Raw genomic sequence first — 17639 nt, forward strand, 5'->3', positions numbered from 1 at the left:
GATGGGCTCCCTCTCCTTGCACGGCAAGATCGCCGTGGTCACCGGGGCGGGTCAGGGGCTCGGTGCCGCGGAGGCGGTGGCGCTGGCCGCGGCGGGCGCCCGGGTGGTGCTCAACGACCTGCCCGGGCCGGGGCTCGACGAGGTGGCCGCGCGGATCCCGGAGGCCGAGGTCTGCCCCGGCGACATCGCCGAGTGGTCGACCGGGCAGGCGCTGCTGCGCGCGTGGGACGGCATCGACATCCTGGTCAACAACGCCGGGGTGCTGCGCGATCGGATGATCTTCTCGATGTCCGAGCAGGAGTGGGACACGGTGATCCGGGTGCATCTGCGCGGGCATTTCGTGACCACGCGGCTGGCGACGGCGTACTGGCGGGCCCGGAGCAAGGCGATCGGCGGCCCGGTCTACGCGCGGATCGTCAACACCGCTTCCGAGGCGTACCTGCTCGGCTCCGCCGGACAGGCCAACTACGCCGCGGCTAAAGGTGGGATCGTTGCGCTGACGCTCGCGACCGCTCGAGGTTGCGGACGATTCGGCGTACGCGCCAACGCCATCTGCCCGCGCGCCCGCACGGCGATGACCAGCTCGTTGATGGGCGCGGCACCGGATGGCCCCGATCCCCTGGCCCCGGCCCGGGTGGCGCCACTGGTCACCTATCTGGCCGGACCGGCCGGAGAGCGGATCACCGGCGAGGTCTTCGTGGCGCACGGCGACGTGGTGGCGGTGCTGGGCCCGCCGACGGTGCGGGCGGCGTTCCACGCTGCGGGTGAGCAGTGGACGCTCGAGGAGCTGGACGAGACGCTGAGCAAGGTGTTCACGGCGGATCCGCCGCAGCCCGGCTATCTGTGCGAGGAGACACTGCCACTGGCGGACGCGACGTTCGGGGAGCGCCCGTGAAACAGCGCGACATCGTGTCGATGCCGGCGTCCGACGTCGCGCGGCTGCTGGCCGATGGCCGCAAGCTGCAGCTCGCCACCATCAACGCCGACGGCACCCCGCACTTGGTCAGCATGTTCTACGCGATGAAGGACGACCGGATCGCGTTCTGGACCTATCGCGCCTCCCAGAAGGCCCGCAACCTGACCCGCGATCCCCGCCTGACCTGCCTGATCGAGGACGGCGACGACTACTTCGAGCTACGCGGCGTCCAGGTGACCGGCACGGTGACCGTGATCGACGACCTGACCGGGGTGACCGAGATCGGCCGGTTGATCGCCGCCCGCATGCCCAGCCCGGTGGTGGGCGACCTGCCACCGGATGAGGTCGCTGCCGCGCTGGAGGCTTACGTCACCCACGCGGCAACGAAGCGCGCGGCCTACCTCGTCCAACCGAGCCGAGTGATCAGCTGGGACCACCGCCGCCTCACCGGCTGAGACCGGGGGCAGACGCCGCCGCCTGGCGGACCGGCCTGCGCCAGGTAGCAATCCGCGGCGCTCAGCCGCTGGTCTCGCCGTCCAGGGCGGTGTGCATGCGGGTGAGCAGGGTGGCGAGCATGACGCGTTCGTCGCCGGTGAACGAGGTCAGTGCCTGGTGAGTCGCCTGCATCTGATCGCGAATGAGCTGGACGGTCTCGTCTCCCGCCGGGGTCCGAACGACGTTCTTGATCCGGCGGTCGTGTGCGGCGACCTCGCGACGCACCAGACCGCCGCGCTCAAGCCGGTCGACGATCGCGGTGACGTTGGAGGCGTCACAGGACAGTTGCCTCGCCAGCGCCCTCATGGACTGCGGCTCCCGCACCAGAATCAGCAGTTTTACCTGGGTGGAATTGAGGTCGTGTCGGTCCGCCACGGCGGCGAACTCCTGGTAGTAGGTACTGCTGGCCAGGACGAACAGCTCGATGAGCTGAGTCGGGGTGGGGCTCACGCCACCAGCCTACCGACAAGCTTGACTTTTTCAACGATCGCTGACTACGGTCACATCGCTTGAGAAAATCAAGCATTGATTTGGTCAAGCTTTTGGGTCGACCGACACCCAGCGCAGAAGGAGACACTCATGTCTGCCGTCGTCATCACCGGCACCTCCTCCGGCATCGGCCTGGCCACGGCGGTGGCCGCCGCCCGAGCCGGTCACCAGGTCGTGGCCACCCTGCGCGACCCGACCCGGAGCGATGCGCTGCGCACCGCCGCCGAAGCCGCCGGCGTCACCCTCGACATCCGCCGCCTGGACGTCACCGACGACGAGTCGGTCACCAGCTGCCTGACCGACGTGGCCGGCCAGTACGGCACCATCGCCGCCGTGATCAACAACGCCGGCGCCGCCCACCTCGGCACCCTGGAGACCGACGGGATGGACGCCCTGCGCCGGGTCCTCGAGGTGAACTTCTTCGGCGTGGCCCGGGTCAGCACCGCCGCCATGCCCTACCTGCGCGCCGGTAAAGGCCGGCTGCTGGCCGTCAGCAGCGTCGGGGGCGTCATCGGCCAGCCCTTCAACGAGGCATACTGCGCGGCCAAGTTCGCCGTCGAAGGCCTCTACGAGTCACTGCACCCGGTGGCCGCCGCCATGGGTGTCCGCGTCAGCCTCGTCGAACCCGGCGCGGTCGCGAGCGACTTCGTGGACCACCTCGGCGACAACACTGCCCGGCTCGCCGCCAGCGGCCCGTACCGCGCCCTGCTGGAGGCCTACCTGGCCCGCACCGAGCAGGCGTTCGCCGCCGCCCAGCGTCCCGAGGACGTCGCGGACGTGATCGTCCAGCTCCTCGCCGATCCTACCCCGCCGCTGCGCGTGCAGACCTCCGCCGGTGCCGCCCGGTTCAGCGGCATCAAACTCGCCGACCTCGACGGCAGTGCCGTCACCTCCCTCACCAGCACGTGGATCACCGCGGCGGGCGACTCGCCCACCAACTGATCACTTCCCAGCCGAACGAATCCATCGGACCCTCGGTGGGCAAACGATCAATGGCACTGCTCGCCATGCTGCCGGCCGGCTGCACCCCCTCGGCCACGGTCTCCGCGCCGACTCCGGCCCCGGCGATGAGCAGTGTGCCGGCCGGCTGCGATCTCACCCGGGCGGGCGTCCAGTGGTCCGGCGTCACGCAGGAGTCAGTGCTGGAGCACGCCTCGCTGTTCACCACTGACGCCATGCGCGAGGGAACAGAAGTCCTCGACGCACCCGTGACCGCGGCCGTCGCCGGGGTCACCGTGCCGGACGGCTGGCTCCGGCTCCTCGCCACCGACCTGGGGAACAAGATCGGTGTCGGGGTGCACACGACCCGGCCCTCCCGCTCGTACAAAATGAATTTTGGCACTTGGGGTCTCAATGATCCGGAAATCACGGAGATCATCGTCTATGCGGGGGTCCGGCGGATCTCGGCGGTCTTTCCCGTGGGGTGCGCGCCCGCGGTGAGCGGCACCCTGACCGCATGGACGGAGACGAAGACGGGCGGCCTGACGTGCGGGGACCCGGCCCCGCCGACCGACCCCTACACGCGGGCGGCCCGCGAGTACTGCCCGCACACGTCCCCGAGCCGTTGACTCACATCATCTCGTCGCCGGTGGGGATCAGGACCGTCTTGACTTCGGTGTAGGCCTCGATCGCGGTGCGGCCGCCCTCGCGGCCCAGGCCGGACTGGCCGAAGCCGCCGAAGGCCACGTGCGGCTCCAGCTGGTAGCCGTTGATGCCGACCGTGCCGGCCCGGACCGCGCGGGCCATCCGGATCGCGCGCTTCACGTCGGCGGTGTAGACCGTGGCGGCCAGGCCATACGTCGTGTCGTTGGCCAGGCGGATCGCCTCCTGCTCGTCGGTGAACGGGACGACCGCGAGGACCGGGCCGAAGATCTCCTCCTGGGCGATGGTGGCGCTGTTGGCGACGTCGGCGAAGACGACCGGGTCGACGAAGTTGCCGGCCGACAGCTCGCCGTCGGGGCGGCCGCCGCCGCAGACCAGCCGGGCGCCCTCGGCCTGGCCGCGTTCGATGTAGCCGAGCACCCGGGACAGCTGCCGGTCGTTGATCAGCGGTGCGGCGGTGACCTGCGGGTCGAACGGGTCGCCGTAGGTGACCAGGCCGGTCATGCCCTCGGCGATGGCGAGGAACTCGTCGTACACGTCGCGGTGGACCAGGGCGCGGGAGTGGGCCACACACGCCTGGCCGGAGAGGCCGAGCGTCACCGTGCCCATGGTGAGGGTGGCGGCCGCGTAGACCTCGGCGTCCGGGAAGACGATCGACGGGCTCTTGCCGCCGAGCTCGAGGCTGACCCGCTTCATCCCCTCGGCCGCGGCGGCGAGCACCCGCTTGCCGACCGCGCGGCTGCCGGTGAAGGTGATCTTGTCGATCAGCGGGTGGGTGATCAACGCCTGGCCGGTCGGGTCGCCCGGGCCGGTCACCACGTTGAGCACGCCCGGCGGGAGGCCGGCCTCCTCGAGGAGTTTCGCCAGGCGCAACGCCGCGAACGTCGCGAACTCCGACGGTTTGAGCACCACGGTGCAGCCGGCCGCCAGGGCCGGTGCGACCTTCTGCGCGGCGAGCAGCAGCGGGCCGTTCCACGGGACGACCGCGGCCACCACCCCGACCGGTTCGCGCAGGGTCATCACCAGGTGGTCGCCGCCCTGATAACCGGGGAGCGTCTCGCCGGCGAGTTTGTCGACCCAGCCGGCGTGGTGGTCGAAGACGTCGGCGACGCACTCGATCGACATCGCGTACTCGTCGCCGAAGGTCAGCGGGACGCCGTTGTCGAGCGCCTGCAGGGTGCGCAGCTCGTCGGTGTGGGTGCGGATCAGCTCGGCGACACGGCGCAGCACGGTGATCCGCGTTTTGGCCCGGGCGCCCGGCCACGGACCCTCGTCGAACGCCCGGCGGGCGGCGCGCACCGCCGCGTCCACGTCGGCCGGCGAGGCGACCGCGAAGTCACCGACCTGCTCGCCGGTGGCGGGGTGGGTGTGCGTCCAGGTGCGGCCGTCAGCCGCGGCGCACCAGGCGCCGTCGATCAGCAGCTCACCGGCGGTCAGGCCGACCGCGTCCCGCCTCGTCTTGATCGAGAGAACCATCCGGCACCTCACTAGAACAGGTTCTATTTCTGCGCAGGGTACGCCGCATCGCGCAGGTCCGCCAAGTAGCCCGGCCACTCGCCGCCGCCGTGGACGGCCACGGCGGCGCCGGTCACGTATGAGGCCAGCGGGGATGCCAGCAGCAGGCAGACCCCGGCGACCTCCTCGCGGGTCGCCGCCCGGCCCATCGGCACCGTGCGGGCCACCGCCTCCGGGTCGAGGAAGCCGGCGACCGGGCCCGGCACCACGCTGTTGACCCGCACGGCCGGCGCCCACTCGACGGCCAGGCTGGTCGCGAGGTGGTGCAGGCCGGCCTTGGCCGCTCCGTAGGCGGCGGTGCCGGGTGACGGGCGGGTGCCGCTGACGCTGCCGACCATGAGGATCACTCCCCCACCCGGCTGGGTCCGCATGACCGCGTTGGCCGCCTGCGCGACGTGCAGCGGGGCGATCAGGTTGAGCTCGATGATTTTCGCGTGCAACCGGGGTGAGGCGCTCGCGGCCGGGACCGGTGGCGCACCGCCCGCGTTGTTCACCAGCACGTCGACCCGCCCGAGCCGGTCCTTCGCCGCCGCCACCAGCGCGGCGGCCTGCACCGGATCACGCACGTCGGCCCTGAAGAAATCAACCGGATCAAACCGGCCGCTGCCACCCCCAGGCGAGGCCGGCGAGGACGCGGGCGGGTTGCGGCCGCAGACCACCACCTGCGCCCCGGCCGCACGGAAGGCCGACGCGATCGCGGCCCCGATCCCCCGAGTCCCGCCGGTGACCACCACCCCGCGCCCGCTGAAGTCGAGGGGGTCCATAACCGCGATGCTAGCCCACCAAGCAAGCGCTAGGTTAGCCTGCGAGGATGGGCGTACACCTGCAACCCGGCACGATCGCCGAGGTGGTGATCGACTTCCCGCCGGTCAACGCGGTGCCGGTGGCCGGTTGGTTGTCGGTCGTCGACCAGCTCACCGCGGCCGGCGCCGACCCGGCGACCCGGGTCGTGGTGCTGCGCGCCGAGGGGCGCGGCTTCTGCGCCGGGGTCGACATCAAGGAGATGCAGCGCTCCGAGGGCCATCAGGTGCTACTCGCCGCGAACCGGGGGTGTGCCGCCGCGTTCGCGGCCGTCTACGACTGCCCGGTCCCGGTGATCGCCGCCGTGCAGGGCTTCTGCCTCGGCGGCGGCATCGGTCTGGCGGGCAACGCGGACCTGATCGTAGCCGCCGACGACGCCACGTTCGGCCTGCCCGAGGTCGACCGGGGCGCGCTCGGCGCCGCCACCCACCTGGCCCGGCTGGTGCCGCCGCAGCTGATGCGCGCGATGGTCTACACCTGCCGCACGGTCACCGCCGCCGACCTGCACCGCTTCGGCACCGTGCACGAGGTGGTGCCGGCCGACGGGCTGCGGGCTGCGGCGCGGGCGGTGGCCGGGGCGATCGCGGCCAAGGACCCGGTGGTGATCCGCCGGGCCAAGGAGGCGCTCAACGGCATCGACCCGGTCGACGTGAAGCGGTCGTACCGGTTCGAGCAGGGCTTCACGTTCGAGCTCAACCTCAACGGCGCGGGCGACCGCGCCAGGCAGAAGTTCGTGGAGGGCAGATGACGGTGCTGACCGTCGACGACGTGGTCGGCGAGTTGCGGGACGGGATGACGGTCGGCGTCGGCGGCTGGGGGTCGCGTCGCAAGCCGATGGCGCTGGTCCGGGCGGTCTGCCGGGCCGGGCTGCGCGACCTGACCGTGGTCTCCTACGGCGGGCCGGACGTGGGGCTGCTGATCGCGGCCGGCTGCGTGCGACGGGTGGTCACCGGGTTCGTGTCGCTCGACAGCATCCCGCTCGAGCCGCACTTCCGGCAGGCCCGCCAGGACGGCACCGTCGAGCTGACCGAATACGACGAGGGGATGCTCTATTGGGGACTCCTGGCGGCCGCCAACCGGCTGCCGTTCCTGCCGATCAGGGCCGGTCTCGGTTCCGACCTCATGAGGATCAACCCCACCCTGCGTACGGTGCAATCGCCGTACCCCGATGGCAGCAACCTGGTGGCGATGCCCGCCGTGACCCTCGACGCGGCGCTGGTCCACCTGAATCGCGCCGATCGGCGCGGCAACGCGCGCTACCTCGGCCCGGATCCCTACTTCGACGATCTGTTCTGCCTGGCCGCCCGCCGCCGCTTCGTCTCCTGCGAGCGGCTGGTCAGCACCGCCGACCTGATCGAAAGCGGACCGCCGCAGGGCCTGCTGCTCAACCGGATGATGGTCGACGGCGTGGTGGAGACCCCGCACGGGGCACACTTCACCAGCTGCGTGCCCGATTACGATCGCGACGAGGCGTTCCAGCGGGAGTACGCGACGGCCGCTGCCTCGCCCGACACGTGGGGGCGCTTCCGAGCCGCCTACCTGTACGGCGACGAGGAGCACTATCAGAAAGCGGTGGCCGCGCGATGAGCCGCGCGGATGTCTGCGTGGCCGCGTGCGCCGACGCGTGGCGCGGTGACGGCGCGGTCCTGGCCTCCACGACCGGCTTGATCCCCCGGCTCGGCGCCCGGCTGGCCCAGCTCACGTTCGAGCCGTCGTTGCTGCTCACCGACGGGGAGGCGACGCTCACGCACGCCGACGAGCCGGAGGGCTGGCTGCCCTATCGCGCGGTCTTCGGCGTGGTCGCGGCCGGCACCCGGCACGTGATGATGGGCGCGAGCCAGATCGACCGGTTCGGCAACCAGAACATCTCCTGCGTCGGCGACTGGCACCGCCCGACCCGGCAGCTGCTCGGCGTCCGCGGCGCGCCCGGCAACACGGTCAACCACACCACCAGCTACTGGATACCCCGGCACGAACCCCGGGTCTTCGTCGAGCACGTCGATCTGGTGTCCGGAATAGGTCATGACCGGGGTGCGGTCGAGATCCGCGTGGTGGTGACGGACCTGGCCGTGCTCGACTTCACCACCCCGGACCGGTCGATGCGGCTGCGCTCGGTGCATCCGGGGGTGTCGGTGGCCGACGTGGAGGCCGCCACCGGTTTCCCGCTGACGGTGCCGGTCTCGGTGCCGGTCTCGCGCTCGCTCACCGGCCCGGAGCTGGCACTTCTCCGCGAGCGGCTCGACCCGGACGGCCTACGGGAGTTCCGGTGAGGACCCGGCTCACCGAGCTGCTCGGCTGCCGGCACCCGATCGTGCAGACCGGTATGGGTTATGTCGCGGGCGCCGGCCTGGTCGCGGCCACCTCGGCGGCCGGCGGCTTCGGCATCGTCGCCTCCGCCACGATGACCCTGGATCAGCTGCGCGTCACCCTCGAAAAGATCCGCGCCCGCACCGACGCGCCCTTCGGAGTCAACATCCGCGCCGACGCCCCCGACGCGACCGAAAAAATCACCTATTTGGTACGGGAGAAAGTCCGCCTGGTCTCGTTCGCCCTGGCGCCGAGCCCCGATCTGATCCGCCGCTGCGCGGACGGTGGCGTGCTGACCATGCCCTCGGTGGGCGCCCGCCGGCACGCCGAGAAGGTGGCCGGGTGGGGTGCCGACGCCGTGCTGGTGCAGGGTGGCGAGGGTGGCGGGCACACCGGCCCGGTCCCGACGACCCTGCTGCTGCCGCAGGTGGTGGACGCGGTCGACATCCCGGTCGTGGCGGCCGGCGGCTTCTTCGACGGGCGGGGGCTGGTGGCGGCGCTGGCGTACGGCGCGTCCGGGATCGCGATGGGCACCCGGTTCCTGCTCACGTCGGACAGCCCGGTCGCCCCGGACGTGAAGCGCCGGTACCTGGCCGCCGGGGTGACCGGCACGGTCGTCACCACGCGGGTGGACGGGGTGCCGCATCGGGTGCTGCGGACGCCGTTCGTGGACTCGCTGGAGCGGGTCGGGCGGGTCGCGGTGCTGTCGCGGGCGCTGCGCAATGCCGCGGCGTTCCGGCGTGAGTCGGGGCTGTCGTGGCCGGAGCTGCTGCGCACCGGGCGCGCCGCCCGCCACGGTCGCAACCTCTCCTGGGCGCAGACGCTGATGGCGGCGAACACCCCGGCGCTGCTGCGCGCGTCGATGGTGAAAGGCGACCTGTCGGCCGGGGTGATGTCCGCCGGTCAGGTGGCCGGGCTGATCGACGACCTGCCGTCCTGCGCCGAGCTGATCGACCGCATCATGGTCGAGGCGGACGCGAGGATGGCCGCGCTGGCCGCCGTTCGATGATCGGCTCTTCGAGCGTGGCCTGCCGCGGCTTTTGGGCGCGGCATGGCCACGGATTTTCAAATGCGGTCCTGCCGCGGCTCTTCAGAGTGGCTCTGCCGCGGCTCTGCACAGCGGCTCTTCAGAGTGGCTCTGCCGCTGCTCTGCACAGCGGCCGCTACCGGCGCTCGACGTCGGCTCTTCGGCAACGCGTTCCGTCAGGCTCGCTCGATGATGGTGACGTTGGCTTGGCCGCCGCCCTCGCACATGGTGAGCAGGCCGTAGCGGCCCCCGCAACGCTCCAGCTCGTGCAGCAGGCTGGTCAGCAGCCGCGCGCCGGTGGCGCCGAGCGGATGACCGAGAGCGATCGCACCGCCGTTCACGTTGACCCGGGACGGATCCGCGCCGGTCTCGCGCAGCCAGGCGAGCACCACGCTGGCGAACGCCTCGTTGACCTCGAACCGGTCGATGTCGCCGACCCGCAGGCCGGCCCGGGCCAGCGCGCGCGGCGTCGCCTCGATCGGCGCGGTCAGCATCAGCACCGGGTCGCCGCCGCGAGCGGACAGGTGCCGGATGACGGCTCTCGGCCGCAGGCCGTGCTCCCGCAGCGCCCTCCCGGACGCGACGAGCAGCGCGGCGGCCCCGTCGGCGAGCTGGCTGGAGGTGGCGGCCGTGATGACGCCACTGGGTCGCAGCGGGGTCAGCCCGGCCATCCGAGCGGCGGTGGTGTCCCGGCGCGGACCCTCATCGGCTGAGCAGGTTGCCGGCTGTCCAGGCCGCGCCGTCGCGGTCGCGGTCATGGTGTTGCTGAGCGTCAGCGGCGCTGTCTCGGCGCGGAAACGGCCCTCGTCGATGGCCTGGATCGCGCGCCGGTGGCTGATCAAGGCCCACTCCTCCAGTTCGGCTCGGGTCAGGGACCACTTTGCCGCGATGTCGTCGGCGCTGCGGAACTGGTCGACCTCCTGCTCGCCGTAACGGGCCGCCCACCCGTGCGATCCCCGATAGGGCCCCGCCGGCGCCATCGCGCTGCCGATCGGCACCTGGCTCATGCTCTGCACCCCGCCGGCCACCACCAGATCCGCGGTGCCGCTCATCACCGCCTGCGCCGCGAAGTGCACAGCCTGCTGACCCGACCCGCACTGCCGGTCGACGGTCACCCCCGGCACGTGCTCGGGCAGGCCGGCCGCCAGCCAGCTGGTCCGCGCGATGTCACCGGACTGCGGCCCGAGCGTGTCGACGCAGCCCAGCACCACGTCGTCGACAGCGGCCGGGTCGACGCCGGCGCGGCCGAGCAGCGCCGTGATGACGTGCGCGGCCAGGTCGGCCGGGTGCACACCGGACAGGGCGCCACCGCGTTTGCCCACGGGCGAACGGACCGCCGCCACCAGGTAGGCCGGTTCCATGGTTGACGCCCCTCCGCCGGATGGACTCTACTAGAACTTGTTCTAATCTATGACACCGGGCGGCCGCCATGCACGTGGGATACACGCCGGAGCAGGAGAAGCTGCGCCAGGAGCTGCGGGCCTATTTCGCCGCCCTGATGACCCCGGACCTGCGCGCCGCGCTCACCGACGACGACGGTGAGTACGGTGACGGCGAGGCCTACCGCGCGGTGGTGCGCCGGCTGGGCCACGACGGCTGGCTGGCGTTGGGCTGGCCGGTGGAGCACGGCGGCCGCGGGCGTTCCCGCCTGGACCAGCTGATCTTCGCCGACGAGGCGGCCATGGCCGGCGTACCGGTGCCGTTCCTGACCATCGACACGGTCGGGCCGACGATCGCCCGGCACGGCTCCGGCCAGCAGCGCGCCGAGCTGCTGCCGCGCATCGCGGCCGGCGAGGTGCACTTCTCGATCGGCTATTCGGAGCCCGAGGCCGGCACCGACCTGGCCGCGCTGCGCACCCGTGCGGTCCGCGACGGCGACCACTACGTGATCAACGGGCAGAAGATGTGGACCAGCCTGATCCGGTACGCGGACTACGTCTGGCTGGCCTGCCGCACCGACCCGTCCGCGGAACGGCACCGCGGCCTGTCGATCCTGGTGGTGCCGACCGACGCGCCCGGTTTCTCCTGGACACCGGTGCGGACCGTGGCCGGCCCGACCACCAGCGCCACCTACTACACCGACGTCCGGGTGCCGGTCGCAGCGCGGGTCGGCGCCGAGAACGAGGGCTGGCGCCTGATCACCGACCAGCTCAACCACGAGCGGGTCGCGCTGACCTCGGCGGCGCCGCTGCGCCGGGCGCTCGACGAGGTCACCGCGTGGGCGGTCGAGACCGGGGCGATCGAGCGGGAGTGGGTGCGGCTGCACCTGGCCCGGGTGCACGCCAAGACCGAGGTCCTCAAGCTGCTGAACTGGCGGGTCGCAGCAAGCGCGGACGCCGATGCCAGGGTGGCGGCCGGCCCAGCAAGCGGACCCGGCGCAGCTGGCGCGCCTCGCGCGGACGCCGGCGGCGGGGCGGCCCCCGGCCCGGCCTCGCGCGGCAGGCCCGCCTTCGGCACGGACGGCCTTTCGGCGGCGGTGCGGGCCTCGGCCGGCAAGGTGTATGGCACCGAGCTGGCCGTGGAGGCCTATCGGCTGCTCATGGAGGTGCTCGGCCCGGCCGCCACGGTGCGCGCCGGCTCTCCGGGCGCGCTGCTGCAGGGCCGGATCGAGCGGATGCACCGCGCCTCGCTGATCCTCACCTTCGGTGGCGGCGCCAACGAGGTGCAGCGCGACATCATCGCGGCGGGTGCGCTCGGCCTGCCGGTCAAGCGATAGGAGGCGGCAATGGATTTCGACCTGAGCGACGAGGCCCGCGAGCTGGCCGCGCTCACCCGCGACCTGGTGAACTCCGGGCGCCCGCTGTGGCCGGCGCTGGCCGAGGCCGGGGTGCTGGCCGCCGCGCTGCCGAAGCACGCCGGCGGCGACGGGCACGGCGTCATCGAGCAGTGCGCGATCCTCGTCGAGCTCGGCCGCGCCGCCGCCACCGTGCCCTACCTGTCGTCGATCGTCGCCGCGGCGTCCACGCTCGCCCACTGCGGCACCGATGCGCAGACGACGGAGTGGGCGGCCCCCGCCGCCCGCGGCGAACTCCTGCTGACGACCAGCCCGAGCGCACTGGACGGGACGGCCAGCCCGACCGCCATCGCGGGGCTAGCCGCAGCGGCCAAGCCCGCCGACCGGTTCAGACCGGCCGCGGCGGCCGGGACAGTCAGACAGGCCGGCCCGCGCCCCGGCGACGACCGCTGGCGACTGGACGGCGAGGTGCCCACTGTTCCCGCCGCAGCCGAGGCCGCGCTGATCCTGGTCGCTGTCGGACCCGACGTGTTCCTCGTCCGAGCCGGCGACCACGGAGTCGCCGTCGAGCCACAACAAGCCGAGGGCGGCCCGCAAGCCGGCCTGCTCACGCTTACCGGCGCACTCGGCGACCGGCTGCCCGGCGCGGCGGCCCGGCTCGCCGCGCACACCACCGTCGGTGCCTGCGCGGCCCAGCTCGGCGTCGTCGAGCGCGCCCTGGAGATGACGGCCGACCACGCCCGGACCCGGATCCAGTTCGGCCGCCCGATCGGCTCGTTCCAGGCCGTCTCGCAGCGCCTCGCCGACGCGTACATCGACGTCGAAGCCCTGCGGGTGGCCCTGTGGCAGGCGGCCTGGTCACTCGCCGAGGACCGGCCCGCCGCTGCCGAGGTCGCCACTGCCGGTTTCTGGGCCGCCGAGGCCGGGCACCGCGTGCTGCACACCGCGGTCCACGTCCACGGCGGCGTGGGACTCGACCTCGACTACCCGCTGCACCGCTACTTCCTGGCCGCGAAGCACCACGAGTTCCTGCTGGGTGGCCCCACCGGCCAGCTGCTGGCGCTGGCCGACACCTTCCGGCCTGAATTAGAACACGTTACAGTTCTAGGATGAAGTTCAGCCTCGGCATCGCGCTCAGCCCGCTCGACCAGCTCATCGACCTGGCGCAGACCGCCGAGGAGTGCGGCTTCGCGTCGATCGCGCTGCCCGACTCGCTCTTCTACTCCGAAGAGGTCAGTGCGAAGTATCCGTATACGCCGGACGGCAGCCGGTTCTGGACCGCGGAGACACCGTGGTCGGATCCGCTCGTCACGGCCGCCGCGCTCGGCGCCGCCACCAGGCGGATCCGCTTCTACACGCAGGTGCTCAAGCTCGGCCCGCGCAACCCGGTGTTGCTGGCCCGCCAGGTCGGCTCGGTGGCCCACCTGACCGGCAACCGTTTCGGCCTCGGCGTCGGGCTCGGCTGGTCGCCGGAGGAGTCGTTGTGGTGCGGCGCCCCGTTCGCCGACCGGGGCGCCCGCGGTGACGAGGCCATCGAGGTGCTGAAGCTGATCCTCGGCGGCGGCATGGTCGAGTTCCACGGCAAGCACTTCGACTTCGGTCGTCTGCAGATGAGTCCGGCCCCGGCCGAGCCGGTCCCGATCTACGTGGGCGGCCACGCCGACGTGGCGCTGCGCCGCGCCGCCCGGGTCGGCGACGGCTGGTCCTCGGCGATGATGCGCTTCGACGACCTGCGCGCGACGATCGCCCGCCTCACCGAGCTCCGCTCCGGCTATGGCCGCGCCGACCAGCCCTTCGAGATCCAGGCGGTCTGCGTCGACCGCTTCGGCCTGGACGGCTTCCGCCAGCAGGCCGACGCCGGCGTCACCGACGCGATCGTGGTGCCCTGGCGCTTCTACGGCACCGACTTCGACGGCCCGCTGTCCGCCAAGAAGGACGGCCTGCACCGCTTCGCCGACGAGGTGATCACCAAACTCGGGTAGGCGCCCGATGGCGCGACCGACAGCGGCCCCGGGCTCTGGGCACTCCCCCGCGATCCGGGGCTCACGCCCGAGATACCTGCGGTCGATGACGCTCAGGTGTGTCTTGCCGAGCACCTGTGTCCACGAATCGGAGTACCGCGGCAGAACCCGTGCGGGTGATCACATCTCGAGCGGGTGGCGCCGCCGGGCCACGCGCCGCGACGCCGCCAGAACGGGCTGTGAAATTCTCCGGAGCTTTCGCCGGATTTCCGCGCGCGAGCAAACTTTGACGGTTCCGCGACCTCTGCGGCCGGGTGAGCGATGCGTGACTCGGTGTCCATTCCGAACAATAACGAATTGGTGATGGCGTGCGACCCGAACGGACAGTTTCGTGTACCGTTCCCGCCATGTTTGATTTCGAGTACGAGTCCGATTTGCACATCCCAAGCGCTCCCCGGTGGGGCCGAATAGGATCGCTGTCCGGCACGGTCTTCGCCATGGTCGGCGTCGCCCTCGCCGCCATGACGGTGCCGACCTTTGCACTGGTCTGGGCTCTCCAGCTCGCCGGAAGCTGACCTCGGCAGGTAGCGGATCCACACTCGATCGGTCACCATAGGTAACAATTAAATCGCGCCGCAGAATGCGGTTTGGACATCCATGGCGGTCAGACCGAAGTCGGCCAGGTCGTAATGGTGAGCCGGACCACTTCGCTCGGCCTGCAATGACATCATCACGCTGCGTGCCATCGGAGTCAGCGGCGTACCCAAGCGGTGATAAACGACCTCGACCACCCCGATCGGGTCGGCCACGAAATCGTCGTAGTCGACGTCGATGAAGTGCGCCGGATCGTGCCGCGCCCGGTCGGCCGTGAACCGCCGCAACCCGCGCGACCACAGCGCGAGCTGCGCCCGGCCGAGCACCTCGCCGCGGAACACCGTGGACCACCCGTCGCACGCCTGCGCGTTGAGACTGCACACCGAGGCGATCACGGTCTGCGGAGCGCGATGCGTCTGGATCACCACGGCGTCCGGGTAGGCGGCCAGCAGCGCGTCCAGCGCGAACAGGTGGCTGGGGTTCTTCAGCACCCAGCGCCGCCCAGCGTCGTGCAGGCCGATCAACTGCAGGTTGCGCCGATGCCGGCGGTAGGCGTCAGTCCAGTCCCGACCCGCCAGCCACGCCGCATAACCCGGGATGTGGGCCAGGCACTCGAACGACACCGACATCATCGACTGCCGCAGCAGCCGCCAGCACTCCTCGACCTGGTCAGCCGCCGTGTAGTGCGCACCCGTGAACGCCGGGTTCTCCGCGTTGTGCCGCTGATAGCCGTCCTGCAGCACCGCATAGACCGGGTTCTCCGCCCAGCTCTCCCGCGGCGGGCGCGGCTGCGGCGCCTCGGTCAGCCACAACTCCAGCCCCTGATGAGCCGGGTCGGCGGCGAGCAGCCGGTGCAGCGCGGTCGTCCCGGTGCGTGGCAGCCCGGTCACGAACACCGGCCGCGTCACCGACACCGCGGCATGCTCCGGAAACTGCTTCCACGCCGCCTCACTGAGCAGCCGCGACACCAGTGCCGCACGCACCAACCCCCTGCTCACCTTGCTGCCGATCGGGGTCAGGTCCGCCTCTTTCCGGTACGACCTGAGCAGCACCCCCAGCCCGTCCCGATAGTCGTCGACGCCGAAGTCGTCGAGTCCGGTCAGGCGGGCCGCCGAGGCATGCAGATCGTCGAGCGTGCCGACGTCGGTGCGTGCGCTACGCATGCTCACCCCCGAGCTCAGTGGTGGAACTCGCCGCAGTTGACGTCGAGGCACTGGCCGGTGATGCCCCGGGCCAGGCCGGAGAGCAGGAACAGTGCGGCGTCGGCCACCTCGTCGGGCTCGGGCAGCCGGCGCAGATCGGTGGTCGCGGCGATCTCGTCGTAGATCTGCTGGGGCGGCACCTCGCGCTGGGCGGCCTGGTAGTCGAACCACATGCGCAGGCTCTCCGCCCAGATCCAGCCGGGCGCCACCGAGTTGACCCGCACACCTTTCGGCCCGAGCTCGCTCGCCAGGTTCTGCGCGACCGCGAGCAACCCGGCCTTGGCGAGCTTGTACGGCCCGAACGGGTGCCGGGAGTGCCGCAGCACCGCCGAGTTGACCATCACGACCGCGCCGCCGGACTCGACCAGGGCCGGGGTCAGCAGCCGGGTCAGGCGCAGCCCGGCGAGCACGTTGACGTCGAAACTCGCCCGCAGGTCGTCCAGGTCGACCTTGCCGAGGGCGCGCATCGGCGGCATCACGAACGCGTTGGTGACCAGCCCGTCCACCCGGCCGAACCGGTCGAGCGCGGCCCGCACGAGCGCGGCACTCGCGTCGTCGTCGGTGAGATCGGTGGGCACCACCAGGGCGTGACGGCCGGCCGCGGTCACCTTCCCGGCCACCTCGGCCAGGAAGGACTCGGTGCGCGCGGCGAGCACCACGTCGGCGCCGTGCTGAGCGGCCCGCACCGCGAGCGCCTGGCCCAGCCCGGGACCGACCCCGGCGACCAGCACGACCTTGTCGGCGAGCACGGCTCAGCCCAGCATCCGGGCCGCGGTGGCGACCTGCCGGGCGGCGATCCGGTGTCGCCACGCCGCCGGATCGATCGGATCGTAGTAGGGCAGCTGTTTGGGCAGGTCGTCGACGGCGATCACGTCCACCCGGGGGCCGTCCGCCTCGGTCAGCGCGCGGGACAGCCGTTGCCAGCGCAGCTGCACGAACCCCCGGTCGTGGCCGGTGCGCTCGATCCAGTTGGCGACGCCCGGGTCACGTTCGCTGATCACGTACCGAATAGTGCCGTCCGGGTCGACCTGTGCCTGCGGGACGGTGAGGCTGGTCTGGTGGTTGGCGTAGTCCATCGAGACATACCACATCGTGCCGAGCTGGAGGCCCTGGTAGGGGGCGTCGGCGACCGGGACCGTGACGACCATGGCCTGGTCGTCGGCGAGCTGGTAGTGGCCGACCGAGGAATACTGCGTGGCCAGGCCGCCCGGGGTCAGCCGCGGCGGGGTGAGCGTGTTGACCGGCAGGTTCAGGTAGAAGCGCTCGGCGAAGGCCAGGAACGTGCGGATCCGGCCGACCAGCATCTTGCCGGCCACTTCGTACCGTCGGACCTGCTTGTCTCTCGTGAGCGGCGCGGGTGTGGCGCCGAGACGGTCGGGCCGGTGGATGCGGAGCATGCCGGGTTGCTCGGTGGCCCAGTCGCTGAACACCTCGCGCACCACGAGCATGGCCGAGCCGGGCTCGAGCGGGAACGTGTTGCGACCGCTCAGGCCCGGTCCGAAACGGATCTCGAAGCTGCCGTCGGCGGCGACGTCGAACGCCCGGTCGTCGAAGGCGGCGAGGCTGCCGGGGACGGTCACCGGCGAATACGACCCGTCGAGGATCTGGAAGCTCAGATCGGCGGTGCCGCCACGACGGCCGGTCACCACATATTCCGCGTCGTCGCGGAGCCACGCGTGGAAGTAGAGCGTGTCGGGATTGTCCAGCCCCATCTTGGTGTGGGGGCCGGTCGATCGTACGAAATAGGGAAAATCGCGGTCGTAAGCCCACGCCATCTGGATCGAGGCGCGGATGCCGCCCGCCAGGTAGTCATAGCCCTCGATCAGGTCTTGCTCGCCACGGACGTGCGGCGCCTCGGCGATGACGCGCTCGGCCTGCGCGATGGCCTCGGCGAACGGATCGGTAAGCACGGCTCATGCTAGAACGCGTTCTAGATTCGGGTCAACTTCTGTTCGCTGACAGCTTGACCCACGATGGAACGTGTTTCACTCTGAGG

19 protein-coding genes are annotated in these 17639 nt (G+C 71.6%); 12 read left to right on the forward strand and 7 right to left on the reverse strand.

The features are described 5' to 3' along the window. The first annotated feature begins 1 nt into the window (after window position 1). Together Apa02nite_RS17780 and Apa02nite_RS17785 are read left to right on the forward strand one after the other, a co-directional pair. Window positions 2-895, forward strand: a complete 894-nt coding sequence (locus Apa02nite_RS17780; protein WP_203825975.1) for an SDR family NAD(P)-dependent oxidoreductase — start codon at window positions 2-4, stop codon at window positions 893-895. After that, on the forward strand, window positions 892-1371 hold the full coding sequence (locus Apa02nite_RS17785; RefSeq protein WP_203825976.1) for a pyridoxamine 5'-phosphate oxidase family protein: 480 nt from the start codon (window positions 892-894) through the stop codon (window positions 1369-1371). Before Apa02nite_RS17780 ends, Apa02nite_RS17785 begins: the two co-directional genes overlap by 4 nt. A gap of 61 nt (window positions 1372-1432) precedes the next feature. On the opposite strand, the gene Apa02nite_RS17790 is transcribed toward Apa02nite_RS17785, so the two are convergent. Then, a complete protein-coding gene (locus tag Apa02nite_RS17790; RefSeq protein ID WP_203825977.1) occupies window positions 1433-1861 on the reverse strand; it encodes a MarR family winged helix-turn-helix transcriptional regulator in 429 nt (142 codons plus the stop codon). 129 nt (window positions 1862-1990) lie between these two features. On the opposite strand from Apa02nite_RS17790, the gene Apa02nite_RS17795 reads away from it, so the two are divergent. Next, window positions 1991-2842 (forward strand): SDR family NAD(P)-dependent oxidoreductase, encoded by an 852-nt coding sequence (locus tag Apa02nite_RS17795; protein WP_203825978.1) that lies wholly within the window; start codon window positions 1991-1993, stop codon window positions 2840-2842. Between the two features lie 35 nt (window positions 2843-2877). Beyond that, on the forward strand, window positions 2878-3468 hold the full coding sequence (locus tag Apa02nite_RS17800) for a hypothetical protein (RefSeq protein WP_203825979.1): 591 nt from the start codon (window positions 2878-2880) through the stop codon (window positions 3466-3468). A 1-nt stretch (window position 3469) separates the two neighbouring features. On the opposite strand, the gene Apa02nite_RS17805 is transcribed toward Apa02nite_RS17800, so the two are convergent. Next, window positions 3470-4978 (reverse strand): aldehyde dehydrogenase family protein, encoded by a 1509-nt coding sequence (locus Apa02nite_RS17805; protein WP_203825980.1) that lies wholly within the window; start codon window positions 4976-4978, stop codon window positions 3470-3472. Between the two features lie 23 nt (window positions 4979-5001). Further along, window positions 5002-5781, reverse strand: a complete 780-nt coding sequence (locus Apa02nite_RS17810; RefSeq protein ID WP_067685216.1) for an SDR family oxidoreductase — start codon at window positions 5779-5781, stop codon at window positions 5002-5004. A gap of 47 nt (window positions 5782-5828) precedes the next feature. Here Apa02nite_RS17810 and Apa02nite_RS17815 point away from each other — a divergent pair, with 47 nt between their 5' ends. From Apa02nite_RS17815 to Apa02nite_RS17830, 4 genes are read left to right on the forward strand one after another with little or no spacing between them, the layout of a single operon-like run. Next, entirely contained in the window at window positions 5829-6566 is a 738-nt protein-coding gene (locus tag Apa02nite_RS17815) for an enoyl-CoA hydratase family protein (RefSeq protein WP_203825981.1), read from the forward strand. Continuing rightward, entirely contained in the window at window positions 6563-7405 is an 843-nt protein-coding gene (locus Apa02nite_RS17820) for a CoA transferase subunit A (protein ID WP_203825982.1), read from the forward strand. The genes Apa02nite_RS17815 and Apa02nite_RS17820 overlap by 4 nt, the downstream gene beginning before the upstream one ends. Further along, window positions 7402-8088, forward strand: coding sequence for a CoA-transferase subunit beta (locus Apa02nite_RS17825; RefSeq protein WP_203825983.1), 687 nt, complete (start codon window positions 7402-7404; stop codon window positions 8086-8088). The genes Apa02nite_RS17820 and Apa02nite_RS17825 overlap by 4 nt, the downstream gene beginning before the upstream one ends. After that, window positions 8085-9134: an NAD(P)H-dependent flavin oxidoreductase gene (locus Apa02nite_RS17830; RefSeq protein WP_203825984.1), complete on the forward strand. Its 1050-nt coding sequence runs from the start codon at window positions 8085-8087 to the stop codon at window positions 9132-9134. The genes Apa02nite_RS17825 and Apa02nite_RS17830 overlap by 4 nt, the downstream gene beginning before the upstream one ends. Before the next feature lie 194 nt (window positions 9135-9328). Here the strand turns inward: Apa02nite_RS17830 and Apa02nite_RS17835 are convergent, their stop codons facing one another. Continuing rightward, on the reverse strand, window positions 9329-10513 hold the full coding sequence (locus tag Apa02nite_RS17835) for an acetyl-CoA C-acetyltransferase (RefSeq protein WP_203825985.1): 1185 nt from the start codon (window positions 10511-10513) through the stop codon (window positions 9329-9331). Window positions 10514-10581: 68 nt separating this feature from the next. Between Apa02nite_RS17835 and Apa02nite_RS17840 the strand changes: the two genes are divergently transcribed. The 4 genes from Apa02nite_RS17840 (at window position 10582) to Apa02nite_RS17855 (ending at window position 14422) form a co-directional block, all read left to right on the forward strand. Next, complete coding sequence (locus Apa02nite_RS17840; RefSeq protein ID WP_239164375.1) at window positions 10582-11868, forward strand: acyl-CoA dehydrogenase family protein; 1287 nt, start codon at window positions 10582-10584, stop codon at window positions 11866-11868. 9 nt (window positions 11869-11877) lie between these two features. Next, window positions 11878-12999, forward strand: coding sequence for an acyl-CoA dehydrogenase family protein (locus Apa02nite_RS17845; RefSeq protein ID WP_203825986.1), 1122 nt, complete (start codon window positions 11878-11880; stop codon window positions 12997-12999). Beyond that, complete coding sequence (locus Apa02nite_RS17850; protein ID WP_203825987.1) at window positions 12996-13868, forward strand: TIGR03619 family F420-dependent LLM class oxidoreductase; 873 nt, start codon at window positions 12996-12998, stop codon at window positions 13866-13868. The genes Apa02nite_RS17845 and Apa02nite_RS17850 overlap by 4 nt, the downstream gene beginning before the upstream one ends. 386 nt (window positions 13869-14254) lie before the next feature. Next, complete coding sequence (locus Apa02nite_RS17855) at window positions 14255-14422, forward strand: hypothetical protein (RefSeq protein WP_203825988.1); 168 nt, start codon at window positions 14255-14257, stop codon at window positions 14420-14422. A gap of 48 nt (window positions 14423-14470) precedes the next feature. On the opposite strand, the gene Apa02nite_RS17860 is transcribed toward Apa02nite_RS17855, so the two are convergent. Genes Apa02nite_RS17860 through Apa02nite_RS17870 form a run of 3 tightly spaced genes read right to left on the reverse strand, consistent with a single transcriptional unit; the run spans window position 14471 to window position 17553 of the window. Then, complete coding sequence (locus Apa02nite_RS17860) at window positions 14471-15604, reverse strand: sulfotransferase family protein (protein ID WP_203825989.1); 1134 nt, start codon at window positions 15602-15604, stop codon at window positions 14471-14473. Between the two features lie 14 nt (window positions 15605-15618). Further along, window positions 15619-16392 carry an SDR family oxidoreductase gene (locus Apa02nite_RS17865; protein ID WP_203825990.1) on the reverse strand — a complete coding sequence of 258 codons (774 nt, stop codon included), beginning with the start codon at window positions 16390-16392 and terminating at the stop codon, window positions 15619-15621. A gap of 3 nt (window positions 16393-16395) precedes the next feature. Next, complete coding sequence (locus tag Apa02nite_RS17870) at window positions 16396-17553, reverse strand: hypothetical protein (protein ID WP_203825991.1); 1158 nt, start codon at window positions 17551-17553, stop codon at window positions 16396-16398. Between the last annotated feature and the right edge of the window lie 86 nt (window positions 17554-17639).

Source organism: Actinoplanes palleronii (assembly GCF_016862315.1).
Lineage (GTDB): Bacteria > Actinomycetota > Actinomycetes > Mycobacteriales > Micromonosporaceae > Actinoplanes > Actinoplanes palleronii.

Excerpts from the sequence above, each read along its gene's own strand:
- Apa02nite_RS17780 (WP_203825975.1), top strand. The coding sequence starts at position 2 with ATGGGCTCCCTCTCCTTGCACGGCAAGATCGCCGTGGTCACCGGGGCG.
- Apa02nite_RS17795 (WP_203825978.1), top strand. The coding sequence starts at position 1,991 with ATGTCTGCCGTCGTCATCACCGGCACCTCCTCCGGCATCGGCCTGGCC.
- Apa02nite_RS17805 (WP_203825980.1), bottom strand. The coding sequence starts at position 4,978 with ATGGTTCTCTCGATCAAGACGAGGCGGGACGCGGTCGGCCTGACCGCC.
- Apa02nite_RS17810 (WP_067685216.1), bottom strand. The coding sequence starts at position 5,781 with ATGGACCCCCTCGACTTCAGCGGGCGCGGGGTGGTGGTCACCGGCGGG.
- Apa02nite_RS17815 (WP_203825981.1), top strand. The coding sequence starts at position 5,829 with ATGGGCGTACACCTGCAACCCGGCACGATCGCCGAGGTGGTGATCGAC.
- Apa02nite_RS17820 (WP_203825982.1), top strand. The coding sequence starts at position 6,563 with ATGACGGTGCTGACCGTCGACGACGTGGTCGGCGAGTTGCGGGACGGG.
- Apa02nite_RS17825 (WP_203825983.1), top strand. The coding sequence starts at position 7,402 with ATGAGCCGCGCGGATGTCTGCGTGGCCGCGTGCGCCGACGCGTGGCGC.
- Apa02nite_RS17835 (WP_203825985.1), bottom strand. The coding sequence starts at position 10,513 with ATGGAACCGGCCTACCTGGTGGCGGCGGTCCGTTCGCCCGTGGGCAAA.
- Apa02nite_RS17840 (WP_239164375.1), top strand. The coding sequence starts at position 10,582 with ATGCACGTGGGATACACGCCGGAGCAGGAGAAGCTGCGCCAGGAGCTG.
- Apa02nite_RS17845 (WP_203825986.1), top strand. The coding sequence starts at position 11,878 with ATGGATTTCGACCTGAGCGACGAGGCCCGCGAGCTGGCCGCGCTCACC.
- Apa02nite_RS17850 (WP_203825987.1), top strand. The coding sequence starts at position 12,996 with ATGAAGTTCAGCCTCGGCATCGCGCTCAGCCCGCTCGACCAGCTCATC.
- Apa02nite_RS17855 (WP_203825988.1), top strand. The coding sequence starts at position 14,255 with ATGTTTGATTTCGAGTACGAGTCCGATTTGCACATCCCAAGCGCTCCC.
- Apa02nite_RS17860 (WP_203825989.1), bottom strand. The coding sequence starts at position 15,604 with ATGCGTAGCGCACGCACCGACGTCGGCACGCTCGACGATCTGCATGCC.